This is a genomic window from Paraliobacillus zengyii (genome assembly GCF_003268595.1).
GTDB lineage: Bacteria > Bacillota > Bacilli > Bacillales > Amphibacillaceae > Paraliobacillus_A > Paraliobacillus_A zengyii.
In genome coordinates this window covers 2,617,636-2,634,783 of record NZ_CP029797.1, presented here as the reverse complement: position 1 = coordinate 2,634,783, position 17,148 = coordinate 2,617,636, and the positions used below count along the sequence as shown (strand labels likewise).

The window sequence follows — 17,148 nt, the reverse complement described above, 5'->3', positions numbered from 1 at the left end:
CCTTATTCGTTCATGACCTCTTCGGCTATTTCCGTGTTTACTAATTCATCATGCATAATATCTGCTGGTAATTCACCAGCTTCATCCATAATAGATTTTAAGTTATTCCATTCTTCTTCATCTAAAAGTGGATTTTCAGCAAAAGAACCTTGTGCTTTATAGCGTTCTACGGAAGAAACTAATAACGCGATGTCGGTTTCTTCAAAATATGGTTGAACTATTTCAGCAATTTCTTCGGCTTCATGTTCTTGCACAAATTGTTGGGCTTTGTATATTGCGCGAGCAAATTTAATTGCAGCTTCTTCATTCTCTTCTAGAAAACTTTGCTTAGCCATGAATACGGTATAAGGGACATGACCAGATTCTTCACCAAAAGATGCAACAATATGACCATTGCCATCTTGGACGAATTGACTAGCAATTGGTTCAAATAGTTGAACGTAATCACCCGTACCAGATAGGAAAGAACTAGCGATATTAGCAAAGTCAATGTTTTGAATTAAATTCAAATCATTCTGTGGATCAATTTCATTCTGTTTCAATACGTATTCTCCAACCATTTGTGGCATGCCGCCTTTTCGTTGCCCTAAAAAATCAGTATCCTTTAGATCTTCAAACGTAAAATCATCGTTAGGTTCTCTAGCTACAAGAAAAGTTCCATCTGTTTGTGTTAACTGTGCAAAATTAATAATAGGATCTTCGGAACCTTGGGCGCCTACATAGATAGATGTTTCTGATCCTACAAGGCCGATATCTGAGTTATCAGATAAAATGGAGGTCATTACTTTATCTCCACCAGGAATTGTTTGTAATTCGACGTCTAGTCCTTCTTCTTCGAAAAACCCTTCTTCAAGTGCAACATATTGCGGTGCATAAAAGATACTACGTGTAACTTCTGCAACCTTAATTTTTGTAATCGAAGAATTATCTGAACAGGCACTAAATACTGCTAGTGATAAAAGTAATATAAGACAAACAAGCCATTTTTTCATTATTTTATCCCCTTTTTATTTTGTCTTTCTTTACTTTATTCATGGGCGGAAAATGTGTGCCTGCCTATAAGTATAAGTTTTTAAAAAATAGGATTAATAATGGTATAGTAGTGGAAAAGTAAAATAAGGAGGCTAAAAGTGGCTAAGAATATTATTTTATATGATCAATTTTGTTACCTCTGTCAACAAAGTAAAAAGATCATAACCGCACTGGACTGGTTCAATGTCTTTGAATGGAAATCTTTACAGTCCTATCAAGCAACAAACAAGCTATCGGAGGAAGAGAAACAAGAATTAGTAGGAGAGATTCATTTAAGAAAGAAAAATGGTGAAACTTTAACAGGCTTTTATGCAGTTCGTTTTGTTTTGCTTCGTTGTGTTCTAACATTTTTGTTGGGAGTACTAGCCTATTTACCAAAGGCAGATTTAATTGGAAATCCATTATATCGTTGGGTCGCTAAGAATCGTTATCATTTATTTAAAAATAAATGTGAAAATGGCACCTGTCGAATTCACTAGTATTTTAGAATGTTTTATTGACAACTGTTATTGGTTCCGTTACGATAACATTCGAGCACCTTCCATTAAATAAAAAGCAAAATTAAATTTATAATGGCTTCATAATGGATATCTAGCAATTATAAAATTGAAATAACTATTGCAGTTCAAAAAAGGAAGACGTAAAATATATCTATTCGACATAAAAATGGTCGGGCAAGTGATTTAGGAAGGGGAGATTTAGCAGAATGACTGCAAATCGTCGATTATTCACCTCGGAATCAGTAACAGAAGGGCACCCAGATAAAATAAGTGATCAAATTTCTGATGCGATTCTTGATGAGATTTTAACACATGATCCAAATGCACGTGTAGCGTGTGAAACAATTGTAACAACAGGTTTAGTCTTAGTAGCGGGGGAAATAACTACCTCTACTTACGTTGACATTCCACAAATTGTACGTAAAACAATAAAAGAAATTGGTTATACAAGAGCTAAATATGGTTTTGATGCTGAAACATGTGCGGTACTAACAGCAATTGATGAACAATCACCTGACATTGCTGGTGGAGTTGACCAAGCTCTAGAAGCAAGAGAAGGAAATATGACGAATGACGAGCTTGAATCTATTGGAGCAGGGGATCAAGGTCTTATGTTTGGTTATGCCAATAATGAAACACCTGAATTGATGCCCTTACCAATAGCTCTAGCACATCAGCTTTCTAAACGTCTTGCAGATGTAAGAAAAGATAAAACTGTTGACTATTTACGTCCAGATGGCAAGACACAAGTTACAGTAGAGTATGATGAGCAAGATAAGCCATTACGAATTGACACCATTGTTATTTCAACACAACATCATCCAGATATAGAATTGGAAACAATTCAGGCTGATTTAAAAGAGCATGTTATTAATCCAATCGTACCAGTTGAATTATTAGATGAAGACACAAAGTATTTTATTAATCCAACTGGTCGATTTGTTATCGGTGGACCACAGGGTGATGCAGGGCTAACAGGTAGAAAGATTATCGTGGACACATACGGTGGTTACGCCCGTCATGGCGGTGGTGCATTTAGTGGGAAAGATGCAACAAAAGTAGATCGTTCTGCAGCATATGCAGCGCGTTATGTTGCAAAGAACATTGTAGCAGCAAAACTTGCTGATGCTTGTGAAGTACAGCTAGCTTATGCTATTGGTGTCGCAGACCCAGTTTCAATTGCTATTAATACGTTTAATAGTGGACAAGTTAGCGAGGAAAAATTAGTAGAAGCTGTTCGAGCATTATTTGATTTACGTCCAGCAGGTATCATAAAGATGCTTGATTTGCGCAGACCTATTTATCGAGACACTGCAGCATACGGACATTTTGGTCGAACAGATATTGAGTTTCCTTGGGAGAAAACCGATAAAGTAGAAGCACTACAATCCTATGTAAAAATTAAATAATAAGAAATGTAAAGAGGCTGGGACATAACTAGCCAAAATAACGAAAAAGATTCCGATCATCTTAGGAAGATGGTCGGAATCTTTTTTTGTTGGATTATTTTCAGGATTTGTTGGACCATGCGCATGCTTAGCCGTGTACTTTCTCAAGTTCACCGCCATGAATGCAAATCCTAATTCATTTTCCACTTTCTTCTTGCCTCTTACTGACATACGAGTGAAACGCAAATTAGCCTTCAAAAATCCGAAGACTGGTTCTACATCTATTTTTCGTTTGCCATAAATTTTACCGGTTTCTTTTTCTGAAAGCTGCTGTTTTGTGTATGCTTTTTGTTGTTCCCATTTTTCATTATAATAAATTTTTCGATTATTTCCTTCCTTTGCTTTTGTACAGTGGGAACGCAACGGACAATCCGAACAGTCTTCACATTCATAGACTTTAAAGGATCGGGTGAAGTTATCTTTACCTGTTCGATTAGATAGATACTGGAAAGCCACTTTTTTATCATTTGGACAACGGAAAGAATCACTCGCTTCATCATACGCCCAGTTCATTGTGTTAAAAGGGTCTTGCTTATATTTCTTTGTCTTCTCTTTTCGATACCTATTGTATGTAATCAGCGGGATGCGCTCCCGATTAATGCGGACATCTTCATAATTCTGTTCACTTCCATACCCTGCATCAGCTACGATATATGTGGGAAGTTCAAAGAAGCTTTCCTCGATTTTATCTAGAAAAGGAGTGAATGTGCGTACATCAGTTGGATTGGGAAATACGTCATATGCGAGTGTATATTGTCCTTCGGTCGCAATTTGTACATTGTAACCTGCTTTTAATTGGCCATTCTTCATATAATCGTCTTTCATGCGCATAAAGGTGGCATCATGGTCTGTCTTTGAATAACTATTGCGCGCTTCAAATATAAGCCTATCCTTTTCGTATTTTTGTTTGCGTGCTACGTAATCTTTAAACTGTTTGCGGTATTTTTTTGGTGTTTTCCTTGCAGAGCGAAGCTGCTTCCGTTTGCTGACATCTTTACTTTCTTCGATCTGTTTGTCGTATCCTTCAACGGTCTTCTCTAGTTTCTCAACTACTTTTTCGAGTTCTTTAGTGGATAGTTCTTCCGTACTTTCGCGTTCTATTTCTGGAATAATTTCGTTTGCCAATAATTCATCGTACAGTTGATTTGATTTCTCCACCAAATTCGCACTGTATTTTTCAATCGCTTTTCGCCAAACAAACGTAAATTTATTGGCATTTGCTTCTATTTTGGTGCCATCAATAAAGATCGCTTCCTGGTCAATCAGCTCTTCTTTCACCAGTTGGCATCGAAATTGTACAAAACATTGGCGTAACAGTTCTTGTACTTCTTCATTGACTCGAAAACGATTAATCGTTCGATAGCTTGGCTCATAACCTTGCGCTAACCACATCATACGTACACTATCTTTCAGTAATGATTCAATTTTTCTTCCAGAGAAAACAGATTGCGTGTAAGCACATAAAATAACCTTCATCATCATGCGTGGATGATAAGCAGGACAACCTGTTTCATGTAAGAAAACAGAAAATGCTTTATCAGGTATTTGTTCTACTAAGTCATGGATCGTATAGGCAATATCATTTTTTGTAATTTCATTTCAAAATCTAACGGCAAAATTACTTGATTCATGTTATAATCTTTAAACATAAGGATACCTCCGATTGTTATTGTGTGGTACTTTAATTTTATCAGAAGGTATCCTTTTTTACTTACTAAAATTTTCGATTTTATAAAAAAGTTGCATCTTCCAACTACCGTTGGAAGATGCAACTTTTTATTGTTTATCTGAGTTTTGTCCCAGCCTCTTTTATTTTTTAAAAAATGTAACCTATTCTAAATCACCTCGTCTACTATATATATACAATTAAATAGGAGAATAGAGGGAACGATATGTGTGGATTTATCGGAATGGTTCGAAATAATGGAACAAGTATAACAGTAGAAGAAAATAAAGAATTTTTTAATCAAGCTAATTCTTTAATACAACATAGAGGTCCAGATGATGAAGGATACTACCATGATGACTATATATCATTTGGTTTTAGTCGTCTAAGCATTATTGATATTGATAATGGACATCAACCTTTTACTTACGATAATGATAGGTATTGTATGGTCTACAATGGTGAAATTTATAATTATGTAGAACTACGTAATCAGTTAATTGAAAAAGGCTATACTTTTCAGACAGATTCAGATACAGAAGTAGTGATTGCAATGTTTTCAACTTATCGTGAAGAAGCATTTCAGTACTTTAGGGGTATGTTTGCGTTATTAATTTGGGATAAGCAAGTAGAAACATTATATGGTGTTAGGGATCCATTTGGAATTAAACCACTGTATTATACAAATACAAACGAAGGAACCTTTTTTGCTTCAGAGAAGAAAAGCCTAACGTATTATAATGATCAGGAAGAAGTCGATCCAGAAGCCTTGCAACATTATCTTAGTTTTCAATTTGTGCCTGAGCCCTTATCGATGACGAAAGATATTTATAAAGTAGAACCTGGGCATTATTTTATTAAAAAGCCAAATGAACAAATGCGTTCTTATTGTTATTGGAAAGCTAATTTCCAACCAGTAAGTATGGAACGATCAGAATGGATTGAGCGTATTCAGAATACAATGATTGATTCAGTTGGTGTGCATATGCGCAGTGACGTTCCTGTAGGATCCTTTTTATCTGGTGGAATTGATTCTTCTCTAATAGTTGGGATTGCTAAACAATTCAATCCAAATATTAAAACGTTCTCAGTTGGTTTTGAACAAGCAGGTTATTCAGAAGTTGATCTGGCAAAGGAAACAGCAGATAAACTAAATGTAGAGAATATTTCATACATGATTACACCTGAAGAATATGTTAGTAATTTACCGAAAATTATTTGGCATATGGATGATCCACTAGCAGATCCAGCATGTGTACCGCTATACTTTGTTGCAAGAGAAGCACGTAAACATGTCAAGGTTGTTCTATCTGGTGAGGGCGCCGATGAGTTATTTGGTGGATATAATATTTATAGGGAACCAAAAGCACTAAAAGGCTTTGAATATCTTCCTAATACAATCAATCGATTATTAAATCAATTGGCAGGTATATTACCAGAAGGAGTACGTGGGAAAAGTTATTTGGAAAGAGGGACAATACCATTAGAAGAGCGCTATATAGGAAATGCAAAAATGTTTGAAAATAATCAAAAAAGTGTATTGTTACAAAATTATAATCCAAATAGTACGTATCAACAAATAACAGCACCCTTTTATGATGATGTAAGAGAACAAGATCCTGTTAATCAAATGCAATATATTGATATTCAAACCTGGTTGCGCGGTGATATATTATTAAAAGCAGATCGGATGACGATGGCAAATTCGTTAGAACTTCGCGTACCATTTCTAGATAAGGAAGTTTTTAAAGTGGCGAGCGAACTACCTGTAGATCTTAAGATTGCAAATGGGACAACAAAACAGATATTACGCGTTGCGTCAAGAGGGTTTGTACCTGATGATGTATTAAACCGCAAAAAGCTTGGATTCCCAGTACCAATTCGTCATTGGTTAAAAAATCAATTAAATGATTGGGCAAAAACGTTAATAAAAGATAGCCAAACAGATCATCTACTAAAGAAAGATTATGTATTACAGTTACTAGAAGATCATTGTTTAGGAAAAGCGGATTATAGTAGAAAAATTTGGACTGTACTCATTTTTATGCTGTGGCACCAAATCTATGTTGAAGGAAAGTATGACGTAGAAAAATTTCAAGAAGGTACTAAAAATAAAAGCAAGCTTATTACGGTAGAATCGTAATAGCTTGCCTTCCCATTTGTATCCATGCTTCTTCAAAAGAGGTAATGGATACTTTTCTTTTTGTTGCATTTAGTGGATCATTAAAATAGATATACTCTTGATCATAACCAGTAACCAAAACGGAATGTTCTCGCATCGTAATAGTAACAGGACCTTGAGGTGTCTCCCATTTTTGAAACGCATTAGGAGCTAATTTTTCAAACGTTGCATTTGTAATGACCCAAACAGGCTGTCCTTGACTTATATAATAAAGAATTTGATCAAACAATGAACCACTAAAATCATGAACACTGTCTTTAAGATATGTTTTTGCTAAATCCGCAATGGGTTTATGATATACGCCATAACCAGGATTAGACAAATCATACATATCACCAACAAATCCTTGATTAGGGTTACCAAAATAAATCTGTTGTTTTGTTTCTTTGTATGGTGTTGAGTCTTTTCTTATTTTATTCGCTAATTCCATTTTATCTACATCAATACCAGCATAGTTTAAAAGCATTGCTAAGCTTGTGACTTCGCATCCGCGCGGTAACTGTGGATATTGACCTATGACTGGCACCTCGATTTGAAATGCTTCATGATTAAACTCATTTTCTACTATAGGCTCTACAATCAAGCTTTCTTTTTCATGAGCGTAGGTTCTTGAAGTGGTATGTAGTTCTAACCAAGTAGTTAGCTCGAGTTTATTTGTATTAAATAACATAAAAACAAGTGTAATACTGCATAATCCGAATAAAATACCATAAATTCGAAAAGCATAAAAGTGAATCTGAGAACGTGTTTGTTTTGCATAATAGACCAACAATACTGTTAAACTTAAACTTATAATAAGAAGAACAACAAACAGCATAATAATTTTCTCCTTCAAATAAAGCGTACGTATACTGTTAGTATCGTCAAACTTTATCAATATATTTAAAAAAATTAAGAATTTTGTCTAAGACTGAAAATATAGGGTAAAAATTGATGATATAATGTAAAAAACGCAGCTAAGAAATTTAGATTGTTGCTTTTCGGAAAAACTCTAAACTGTGGCGTAACGTGCTTGATACCCGCTGCGTCAGCAAAGGCTTTGCTAGTTAATGGCTAGGTGGAGCTTAGCCTTGGATGTTTCGTGCGATGTATCGCTGTCTGTCGAAGTTTTCCTTGTCCAACGGGAACAGCGGGAGTTGAAGCTGTGCATAAGAAAACGTGACATAGCAGGTAAGAAAGCTTCAATAAGTCGCAGTTTCAGTTTCCATCAACTGTGTAACATACTCGCTACGGAAGCAAATGGATTCCCTTTCTGTGGGCACAGCACGGGCTGAAGATCCACTCGGAAAGCGGTCTTTGCTTATCCGAGTTAGCTGAAGCCGTGCCCACGGAAAGCGAGCCCATTTTACTTGTGGAGCGAAGCGGTAATAAAGTCAGTCTAACTCCGTCGCAATTTCTATCTACTACAATGTTTAAAAGTAACTATGAAATGAGTTTAAGAAATAAAGAAATGAGGAGTGGCAAAATGGGTTATCATATTCCGCGGTCAGCACCATTTTTAATGCGCTCGGTCTTCAGAAAGATTTTTCCTAAGGTAAACGAGGAGTTAACATATTGGAAAGAAAGAGCGGAGCGTATTCCTAATGCAGAATTACGTGAGCAAGCATTAGCAAGCATTAGTGCTAAGAAGTTCCATTGTCAAGGTGGTAGTGTTTATAGCATTTTAGCAGGATCAAATTGGAATGAATCCGTTCGTTTTATTGTTGCTTATCAAACAATTAGTGATTACTTAGATAATTTATGTGATCGCAGTACATCATTAGATCCAGTTGATTTTCGCATGTTACATCAAGCAATGGCAGATGCTTTAACACCAGATAGTGAAGTGAAAAATTACTATTGTCACCGTGAAGATCAAAACGATGACGATTATCTAGTTGACTTAGTAAAGACATGTCAGAATTCATTGCGTGTATTACCACAATATCCACTCATGAAAGATTACCTTTTACAGTTGGAACAGCTATATAGCGACTTACAAGTACATAAACATGTCAAAAAAGAAGAACGTATTCCTAGGTTAGAAAACTGGTTTAAAACGTTTAAGGAGATGTCACCATCATTAAGTTGGTATGAATTCTCAGCTTCAAGTGGGTCCACATTAGGAATATTCTGTATGGTTTCTTATGCCATGAATGAAGAGATGGATGAAGTATTAGCAAAAAAAATATTTGATAGCTATTTTCCTTTCATGCAGGGGCTACACATTTTGTTGGATTATTACATTGATCAACAAGAAGATTTGGAGGAAGGTGACTTAAACTTTTGTAATTACTACGAAGACGAGTCGCATTTAAAAGATCGCTTAATATATTTCATTCGTCAGACAAATAAAAGTGTCCAGTTATTACCGCATCACCATTTTCACGAAATGATTCACAATGGTCTAGTTGGGTTGTATTTAGCAGATCCTAAAGTGAAACAACTGAAGAACGGAAAAGAAATTACTAAATTACTTTTACAGGCAAGTGGTATGAGATCAGCTTTTTTTCATTTAAATATAAAAGTATATAATCGATTCAAAAACAAACCACAAGAAGTATGACGCTACTTCTGTGCAGTTTGTTTTTTTTCGATGGCAAGAATAAAAGGAGGGTTATTTTTTTGATTAACAAATCCATATTGTAATACTTGAAAATACTTTTGATCATAATTGGATAAATGATCTAGTAAGGCGTCCTTCTCATCATTACCACCCTCGTGGCCATAATACACAACACAGACAATGATTCCCTCAGGTTTAAGATAATGAATTAGTTTATCTATTGCTGTAATAGTATGTGTTGGTTTTGTGATGACTTGTTTGTCACTCCCAGGTAAATAACCAAGATTAAAAATTGCCCCAGCTAACTTACCTACTAATTCTTTTGGTAAATAGTTGTCTGCATGTTCATGGCCATCATGAATTAAAGTAACATTTGAGATCTTATCTTTTTCTAATTTTTTCTTTGTTTGTGCAATCGCCTGTGACTGAATATCGAAAGCATAGACCTGACCAGTTGGTCCTGTTGCTTGACTGAGCATAACTGTGTCATTACCATTTCCGCAGGTGGCATCCACAACGCTCTCTCCAGGTTGAATTGCATGACGAATTAATTCATGTCCATATGATAAAACGCGTTTGATCATATGATCGCCTTGGTTTGCTGGTCATAGAATTTGCCTTGCCAAGTGTTTCGCTTTACTAATTCGGCATCAATTGCGTTTAAAACTTCCCATTTATTCATACTCCACATCGGGCCAATCAATAATTCTGGGGGGCCGTCTCCGGTGATACGATGTATAATCATCTCTTCGGGTAACATTTCTAACTGATCAACAACAAGCTTGACATAATCTTCTCTATTCAAAAATTTAAGTTGACCTTTTTCATATTGTTTCACCATAGGTGTTCCCTTTAATAAGTGCATCAGATGAATCTTAATGCCCTGCACATCCATTTGACTAACAGCTTTTGCGGTTTCTAGCATCATTTCATACGTTTCGCCAGGTAAACCATTAATAATATGGGTACAAATACGAATGTTATGTTTACGTAATTTTGCAACACCCTCTAAATAAGCTTCCATATCATGTGCACGATTGATTAAGTCAGATGTTTTCTGATGAATAGTTTGCATACCTAATTCCACCCACAAATAGGTACGTTCATTTAATTCAGCTAAATATTCGACGACATCTTCTGGTAAACAATCTGGACGAGTCGCGATAGATAGACCGACAACACCATCTTGTTTTAAAATGACTTCGAACTTTTCACGTAGTTCTTCTACTGGTGCGTGGGTATTAGTATAGGCTTGGAAATACCCTAAGTATTTTGCGTCTTTCCATTTATCGTGCATCTTTTCCTTGATTTCATTAAATTGTGTTTCTAAATCATCTACACGATCTCCAGCGAAGTCACCACTTCCAGCGGCAGAACAAAATGTACATCCACCATGCGCTACAGTACCATCGCGATTTGGACAATCAAATCCTCCATCAAGAGGCACTTTAAATATCTTTTCACCAAAAGTGTTTTTCAAATGATAATTCCATGCATGATAACGTTTCTGATCAAATGAATAGGGAAACGGGTTTTGCAAAATAAAAACTCCTTTGTGTTGGTACAATAATGAATATCATTTCTTATTGTAGCATGAAGTGATATTTTGGGTCACGGCATGTCCTAACTTTTGTATTATTTAATAGTGTTTCGAACACAATAATCAGGAGGTGATGGTATGGCAACAAGACAGTCGATGGATGATTTAATAGCAAAAGCAGCAGAAAAACTCGAAGAAGCAAAACAGCAATTAGATAAGGCGAATCGAAATGGTTATCGGATTGACAATGAGTATGCCGAAGCCCAAATAGAGCTATCGAATATGGATACAGAGATTGAAAAAATGATGTTAAGTGCTAATCATCAACAAAAAGAGCAATTACATCGAATCCATCTCCAAGTTACAGATTATTGGAACGATATGATTCTTGATGAGAATGATTTACACAACTAAAAAATAAACCCTTTCTCATAGAAAGGGTTTATTTTTTTTGTTTTCTACCGATATAACTTAGTACGAAATTTTATCGTGTAGGGGGAAAAGTAATGCGCAACAAGAATTTTTTTAGTATGTTAGCACTGGTAATAGTTGGTTTAATCGTATTATTGGGATGTCAACAACAAGAGGAAACAGATGCGAGTACTGGTAAAATAAAAATTGGAATTATGCTATCAGATGTAGGGTTAGGTGACCAATCATTTAGTGATTTAGCTTTTAATGGTTTAGTTCAAGCAAGGGATGAGTTAGGTGTCGTTTTTGATTACCGTGAAATTGAAACTACAGAAACTTATGAACAAGGTTTGCGTGAGTTAGTAGCGCAAGATAATGATTTGATTATTGGACTAGGATACATGGTACAAGAGGATTTAGAATTAGTTGCAGAGGAGTACCCAGAACAACAATTTATTTTAATTGATTCTGTGTCGGAACTCGAAAATGTAACATCTGTCACATTTAAAGTTGACCAAGCTAGTTATTTAGCAGGTATCGTGTCTGCACATACAACAGAAACTGATCATATTGGTTTTATAGGCGGAGAAGATGTTCCGTTAATTCAAAACTTTTATAATGGATTTGAAGCTGGTGCAAAATCAGTCAATCCAGATATTGTAATAGATAAAGCTTATGCTGGTACATATGGTGATGATAAGCTAGGGGCAAGTTTAGCAAAAGAAATGATTGATCAAGATGCGGATGTCCTTTTTGCTGCAGCAGGTTTTACTGGTGTTGGTGTATTAAAAGAAGCACAAAATCAAGAGGTTTACGCTGTTGGAGTGGATACTGATCAATTCTTTCATGCGGAAGGTTCAGTCATAACGTCTGTAATGAAAAATATTGACCGTGCAATTTATCAATTAGCAGAGCAATTAGTAAACGGAGAAACAATCGAACAAGGCACACTTGAATTCGGGCTTAGTAATGAAGGTGTTGGTCTAGCACCTTTACGTATCGCTGAATTTCCAGAAAACATACAGGCAGAAATTGAATCAGCAACAGAAGAGTTAGCACAGCAATAGGAGGGGTATTATGTCGATTAAGAAGAAATTACTGATTAATACAATGACAACAGTTGTCTTAGCAACAGCTATTATAGCGTTTATCATTATAAATATGTTACAAATACAATCTTCAAATGAAAATCAAGTTGATGCATTGGTTACTATTGAGAGATTTAAATCAGAAATTCATTCAACACAACAGAATCTAAATAGTTTCTCAACAACACGTTCGAATGCTTTAGCACAAGAAACTACTTACACAATAGAAGAAAGTGAAAGATTAATCGAGCAATTAAATGAACTTGCAATTGATGACCAAATTCAAGAATATATAAATAAAATAACCGATAAATTTGAAAGATGGAAAACACCAACAATTGAGGCTTTAACAGCCAGAGAAAGTAACACAGCTGATAAACAAGCAGCGCGACTAGCGGGGATTGAAAATGATGTTTACATGCTACAACTAAATGCAGAAGAGGATTATCAAAATTCACTAGTTAGCTTAGAACAAAAAGTGCAATTTATCATTATTGCTTCAGTAATTAGTGTTATTATCTTACTTGTGATTGCATTAATTGTATCAAATCGTATAACAGGGCCAATTACGAAAACCCTCAAACGTCTAGCAGAGAATGCAAATGAAGTAGCACAAGGTAATTTAGCAATTGAAGCTATTCGCTACGAAAAGTCAGATGAACTAGGGAGATTAAATCAATCATTCACACAAATGATTGAACAAATTCGTACACTACTATCTTCAATCGGAACAGTCAGTAAAAAGGTGGAAGGATTTGCGATAGACATTGAAAAAGAGAATGGAACTGTAACAGAAATCAATCAACAAGTAGCAGCATCAACCGATGAATTAGCGCAGGGAACACAAACAATTTCATCAGATTTACAGGATGCAGTTACTAAAGTAGAACAAATGGATAGTGCTTTTACTACTAATGTTCAATATACAGAGCAATCTGTTCATTTCGGAAAGGAAGCGATGGACGCAGTTAGAGCTGGATTAGAAGCTATTAATGAGCAACGTGAATTAATAGAAGCTAACGCAAAAACAACTGAAAACATTCAAGCTGCCACACAGTCCTTTATTGATTCTACGAAAAAAATAGAATCGATGGCAAACACCGTATCTGAGATAGCAAAACAAACAAATTTACTGGCGCTTAATGCTGCAATCGAGGCATCACGTGCAGGAGAGGCTGGTAAAGGATTTGCCGTTGTTGCCGATGAAGTTCGAAAATTAGCAGAAGAAACAACGGTTGCGACGACGCAAATATTTGACATGGTAACCTCAATTGAAACCGGAATTGGAGACATTACTACAGCTGTTGATCAGGGTGTTTCAATCGCTGAAAAGGAAAAAGTATCAATGGAAACAACAAATACGTCATTTAGTGCGATTGATGAAAAGGTAAAAGCTATTACTGATAAATTAAAGGAATTACTCAAAGGAATTGAACACTCAAAAGGATTAGGAAGTAATGTCCTGGAAAATGTGGAAAGTATAAGTGCAGTAGTAGAACAAACAGCTTCTGGAAATGAAGAAATAGCTGCTTCTACACAAGAACAGTTAGGCGCTTTCAGGAATGTTGTTGAAAAAGTAACAGAATTACGTGCGTTAACTGATGAATTAAATGGAACTGTTGAAGAATTTACGTTATAATAGTTTTTATATATTAGTATGATCAGTGTGAGTATAGGAAAACTTGACAAATTGTAACGGTTTTTTTAAAATACGAATACAATAAGTAGAATGACAATGATAAGGGCTAGTAATGAAGGGAAAACAAGTGAAAGAGAGATAACGGTTGGTGAAAGTTATTCTTGTCCTTCATGAACTCACCTTGGATGTTGCAGTAATGAAATAGAGTAGTTGCTGCCGTACTCTGCGTTAAAGAAGTAAAGTGGACGTTTTACTAGTTATAGAAGTAAACGTTAATCTTGGGTGGTACCGCGGGAAATAAACTCTCGTCCTAGTTTTGGGATGAGAGTTTTTCTATACGACAGAACATAGGTTCTTACATAGGTTTTTGTAAAAAGAAAGAGGAGGTAAGGTGGAAGATGACATTTGACCATAAAGTAGTAGAAACAAAATGGCGAAATTACTGGTTAGATAATAAAACGTTTAAAACTAACACTAAAACAGATAAAGAAAAATTTTATGTGTTGGATATGTTTCCATATCCCTCAGGTGCTGGTTTACATGTAGGGCATCCAGAAGGTTATACGGCAACAGATATTATAGCTAGAATGAAGCGGATGCAAGGGTTTGAAGTGCTACATCCAATGGGTTGGGACGCATTTGGGTTACCAGCTGAACAGTATGCATTAGACACGGGAAATGATCCAGCTGAATTCACGAAACATAATATAGATACTTTTCGTCGTCAAATCCAAGAGTTAGGTTTTTCATACGATTGGGAACGAGAAATTAACACGACAGATCCAAATTATTATAAATGGACACAATGGATCTTTTTACAGTTATTTAATAAGGGCCTAGCTTACGTTGATGAAGTAGCAGTTAACTGGTGTCCTGCACTTGGAACAGTACTTGCAAATGAAGAAATAGTTGACGGGAAAAGTGAACGTGGTGGACATCCAGTAGAACGTAAGCCGATGAAACAATGGATGTTAAAAATAACTGCTTATGCTGATCGCCTACTAGAAGATTTAGAAGAGTTAGATTGGCCAGAGAGTATTAAAGACATGCAACGAAATTGGATCGGAAGGTCAGAGGGTGCTGAAGTTACTTTTAGTATCGCTGATTTCGAAGAGGAATTTAATGTCTTTACAACGAGACCAGATACATTATTTGGTGCAACTTATGCCGTTTTAGCGCCGGAACATCCATTAGTAAATAAAATTGTATCTACTGAGCAAAAATCTGCAGTCGATAGCTATATAAATCAAGTTAAATTGAAAAGTGATTTAGAACGTACAGATTTGGCAAAAGATAAAACAGGTGTATTTACTGGTGCTTATGCGATTAATCCAATTAACGGAAAAAGACTCCCGATTTGGGTCGCGGATTATGTGTTAATGACATACGGATTTGGTGCAATTATGGCCGTGCCTGCACATGATGAACGTGACTATGAGTTTGCTGTTAAATTTGATTTATCGATTGTCCCAGTTGTCGAAGGTGGAAATGTTCAAGAAGAAGCATTTGTTGGAGATGGTCCACATATTAATTCGGATTTTCTTAATGGTTTAAACAAAGTAGATGGTATAACGAAAGCAATTGAATGGCTTGAAGATAACAAAAAAGGTGAGAAAAAAGTAACGTATCGCCTACGTGATTGGTTATTTAGTCGACAACGTTATTGGGGTGAACCGATTCCGATTATTCATTGGGAAGATGGTACGACCACTGGTGTACCTGAAGAAGAATTACCTCTAGTACTTCCAAAGACAACAGAAATAAAGCCTTCAGGAACAGGTGAGTCACCATTAGCAAACATTGCTGATTGGGTACATGTTGAAGATCTAGAAACAGGAATGAAAGGTCGTCGTGAAACGAATACGATGCCCCAATGGGCAGGTAGTTGCTGGTATTTCTTACGCTTTATTGATCCAGATAACACAGAGAAACTGGCGGATTTTGACACGCTGAAAAAATGGTTGCCAGTTGATGTTTATATTGGTGGTGCCGAACACGCAGTTTTACATCTGTTATATGCTCGCTTTTGGCATAAATTCCTTTATGATATTGGTGTCGTACCAACAAAAGAGCCATTTATGAAATTATATAATCAAGGAATGATCCTTGGTGATAATAATGAAAAGATGAGTAAATCAAAAGGTAATGTCGTAAACCCTGATGATATTATAGAAAGTCATGGAGCAGATACGCTTCGCCTGTACGAAATGTTTATGGGGCCATTAGATGCCTCAATTGCTTGGTCAACTAATGGTTTAGAAGGTTCGCGTCGTTTCTTAGATCGCGTTTGGCGTTTGTTTATTGCAGACGAAGAAACTACATTATCTAATAAAATAATAGAAAATGTAAAAAATGATTCACTTGAAAAGGTTTATCATGAAACGGTCAAAAAGGTCACAGAGAATTTTGAGGATCTTCGATATAACACAGGAATCTCACAAATGATGGTATTCATTAATGAAGCATACAAAGCCGAAGAAATTCAAAAGAATTATGCAGAAGGCTTTGTTAAGTTGTTATCACCAGTAGCACCACACTTAGCAGAAGAGCTATGGAGTAAACTGGGTAATGAAGAATCAATTGCTTATCAATCGTGGCCAGCATTTGATGAATCTAAACTTGTAGAGAGCGAAGTAGAAATTGTTATTCAAATAATGGGTAAGGTAAGAGCAAAAATGTTTATTGATAAAGATGCAACGAAAGAAGAACTAGAAAAGAAAGCTTTGGCTAATGAATCTATTCAAGAGCGTTTAGAAGGTGTTACAGTTCGAAAAGTTATTGCTGTACCTGGCAAACTTGTTAATATTGTAGCTAATTAAAAGTTCTTGTAGCTAGTTCTAACTAGAGTATTTATGAGAGAGGTATTTGAATGTGCGTATGAGCCATTCAAATACCTTTTTATGTTGTTTAATATTACTGTTGACTTTTTTGTGTTTAACCTGTATTATTAATCTCGCTGTCACAGTTCATTTATATTAATTTTTAGCAATAAATGGTTATTGACAAACGGCAGTATTGATGATAATATTTAGTTGTTGTCGCAAAGAACTGGGCAATTTAATTGATCTTTGAAAACTGAACGAAACACACAGTATGT

Annotated in this window: 12 protein-coding genes, 1 pseudogene and 1 other annotated feature; of the genes and pseudogenes, 8 read left to right on the top strand and 5 right to left on the bottom strand. The window is 35.7% G+C overall.

Going from position 1 to position 17,148, the window contains the following annotated elements:
• Positions 1–2: 2 nt before the first annotated feature.
• Positions 3–992 carry an ABC transporter substrate-binding protein gene (locus DM447_RS13375; protein WP_112181695.1) on the bottom strand — a complete coding sequence of 330 codons (990 nt, stop codon included), beginning with the start codon at positions 990–992 and terminating at the stop codon, positions 3–5.
• 138 nt (positions 993–1,130) lie between these two features.
• Between DM447_RS13375 and DM447_RS13370 the strand changes: the two genes are divergently transcribed.
• Together DM447_RS13370 and metK are read left to right on the top strand one after the other, a co-directional pair.
• Positions 1,131–1,511 carry a thiol-disulfide oxidoreductase DCC family protein gene (locus DM447_RS13370; protein WP_162632654.1) on the top strand — a complete coding sequence of 127 codons (381 nt, stop codon included), beginning with the start codon at positions 1,131–1,133 and terminating at the stop codon, positions 1,509–1,511.
• 227 nt (positions 1,512–1,738) lie between these two features.
• The gene (metK, locus tag DM447_RS13365) at positions 1,739–2,941 is read left to right on the top strand and encodes a methionine adenosyltransferase (RefSeq protein ID WP_112181693.1); all 1,203 of its coding nucleotides are present in this window, start codon (positions 1,739–1,741) and stop codon (positions 2,939–2,941) included.
• Here the strand turns inward: metK and DM447_RS13360 are convergent.
• Positions 2,915–4,629 (bottom strand): annotated as a pseudogene (locus tag DM447_RS13360) (IS1182 family transposase). The gene metK and the pseudogene DM447_RS13360 overlap by 27 nt on opposite strands.
• 243 nt (positions 4,630–4,872) lie before the next feature.
• Here DM447_RS13360 and asnB point away from each other — a divergent pair.
• Positions 4,873–6,789 (top strand): asparagine synthase (glutamine-hydrolyzing), encoded by a 1,917-nt coding sequence (gene asnB / locus DM447_RS13355; RefSeq protein WP_112181692.1) that lies wholly within the window; start codon positions 4,873–4,875, stop codon positions 6,787–6,789.
• Here the strand turns inward: asnB and DM447_RS13350 are convergent.
• Complete coding sequence (locus DM447_RS13350; protein ID WP_112181691.1) at positions 6,773–7,645, bottom strand: C39 family peptidase; 873 nt, start codon at positions 7,643–7,645, stop codon at positions 6,773–6,775. The genes asnB and DM447_RS13350 overlap by 17 nt on opposite strands.
• Before the next feature lie 648 nt (positions 7,646–8,293).
• Between DM447_RS13350 and DM447_RS13345 the strand changes: the two genes are divergently transcribed.
• The gene (locus DM447_RS13345) at positions 8,294–9,373 is read left to right on the top strand and encodes a tetraprenyl-beta-curcumene synthase family protein (RefSeq protein ID WP_112181690.1); all 1,080 of its coding nucleotides are present in this window, start codon (positions 8,294–8,296) and stop codon (positions 9,371–9,373) included.
• 2 nt (positions 9,374–9,375) lie between these two features.
• Here the strand turns inward: DM447_RS13345 and mnmM are convergent, their stop codons facing one another.
• Positions 9,376–9,957, bottom strand: a complete 582-nt coding sequence (gene mnmM / locus DM447_RS13340; RefSeq protein ID WP_112181689.1) for a tRNA 5-(aminomethyl)-2-thiouridylate-methyltransferase MnmM — start codon at positions 9,955–9,957, stop codon at positions 9,376–9,378.
• A complete protein-coding gene (gene mnmL, locus DM447_RS13335) occupies positions 9,954–10,913 on the bottom strand; it encodes a tRNA modification radical SAM protein MnmL/YtqA (protein ID WP_112181688.1) in 960 nt (319 codons plus the stop codon). The genes mnmM and mnmL overlap by 4 nt, the downstream gene beginning before the upstream one ends.
• Before the next feature lie 138 nt (positions 10,914–11,051).
• On the opposite strand from mnmL, the gene DM447_RS13330 reads away from it, so the two are divergent.
• From DM447_RS13330 to leuS, 4 genes are all read left to right on the top strand, one after another.
• The gene (locus DM447_RS13330) at positions 11,052–11,327 is read left to right on the top strand and encodes a DUF2524 family protein (RefSeq protein ID WP_112181687.1); all 276 of its coding nucleotides are present in this window, start codon (positions 11,052–11,054) and stop codon (positions 11,325–11,327) included.
• Between the two features lie 92 nt (positions 11,328–11,419).
• On the top strand, positions 11,420–12,391 hold the full coding sequence (locus tag DM447_RS13325) for a BMP family lipoprotein (protein WP_232824334.1): 972 nt from the start codon (positions 11,420–11,422) through the stop codon (positions 12,389–12,391).
• Positions 12,392–12,401: 10 nt separating this feature from the next.
• Positions 12,402–14,051 (top strand): methyl-accepting chemotaxis protein, encoded by a 1,650-nt coding sequence (locus DM447_RS13320; protein ID WP_112181686.1) that lies wholly within the window; start codon positions 12,402–12,404, stop codon positions 14,049–14,051.
• 87 nt (positions 14,052–14,138) lie between these two features.
• Positions 14,139–14,367: a binding site (T-box leader), on the top strand.
• A gap of 82 nt (positions 14,368–14,449) precedes the next feature.
• Positions 14,450–16,870, top strand: a complete 2,421-nt coding sequence (leuS, locus tag DM447_RS13315) for a leucine--tRNA ligase (protein WP_112181685.1) — start codon at positions 14,450–14,452, stop codon at positions 16,868–16,870.
• Positions 16,871–17,148: the final 278 nt, after the last annotated feature.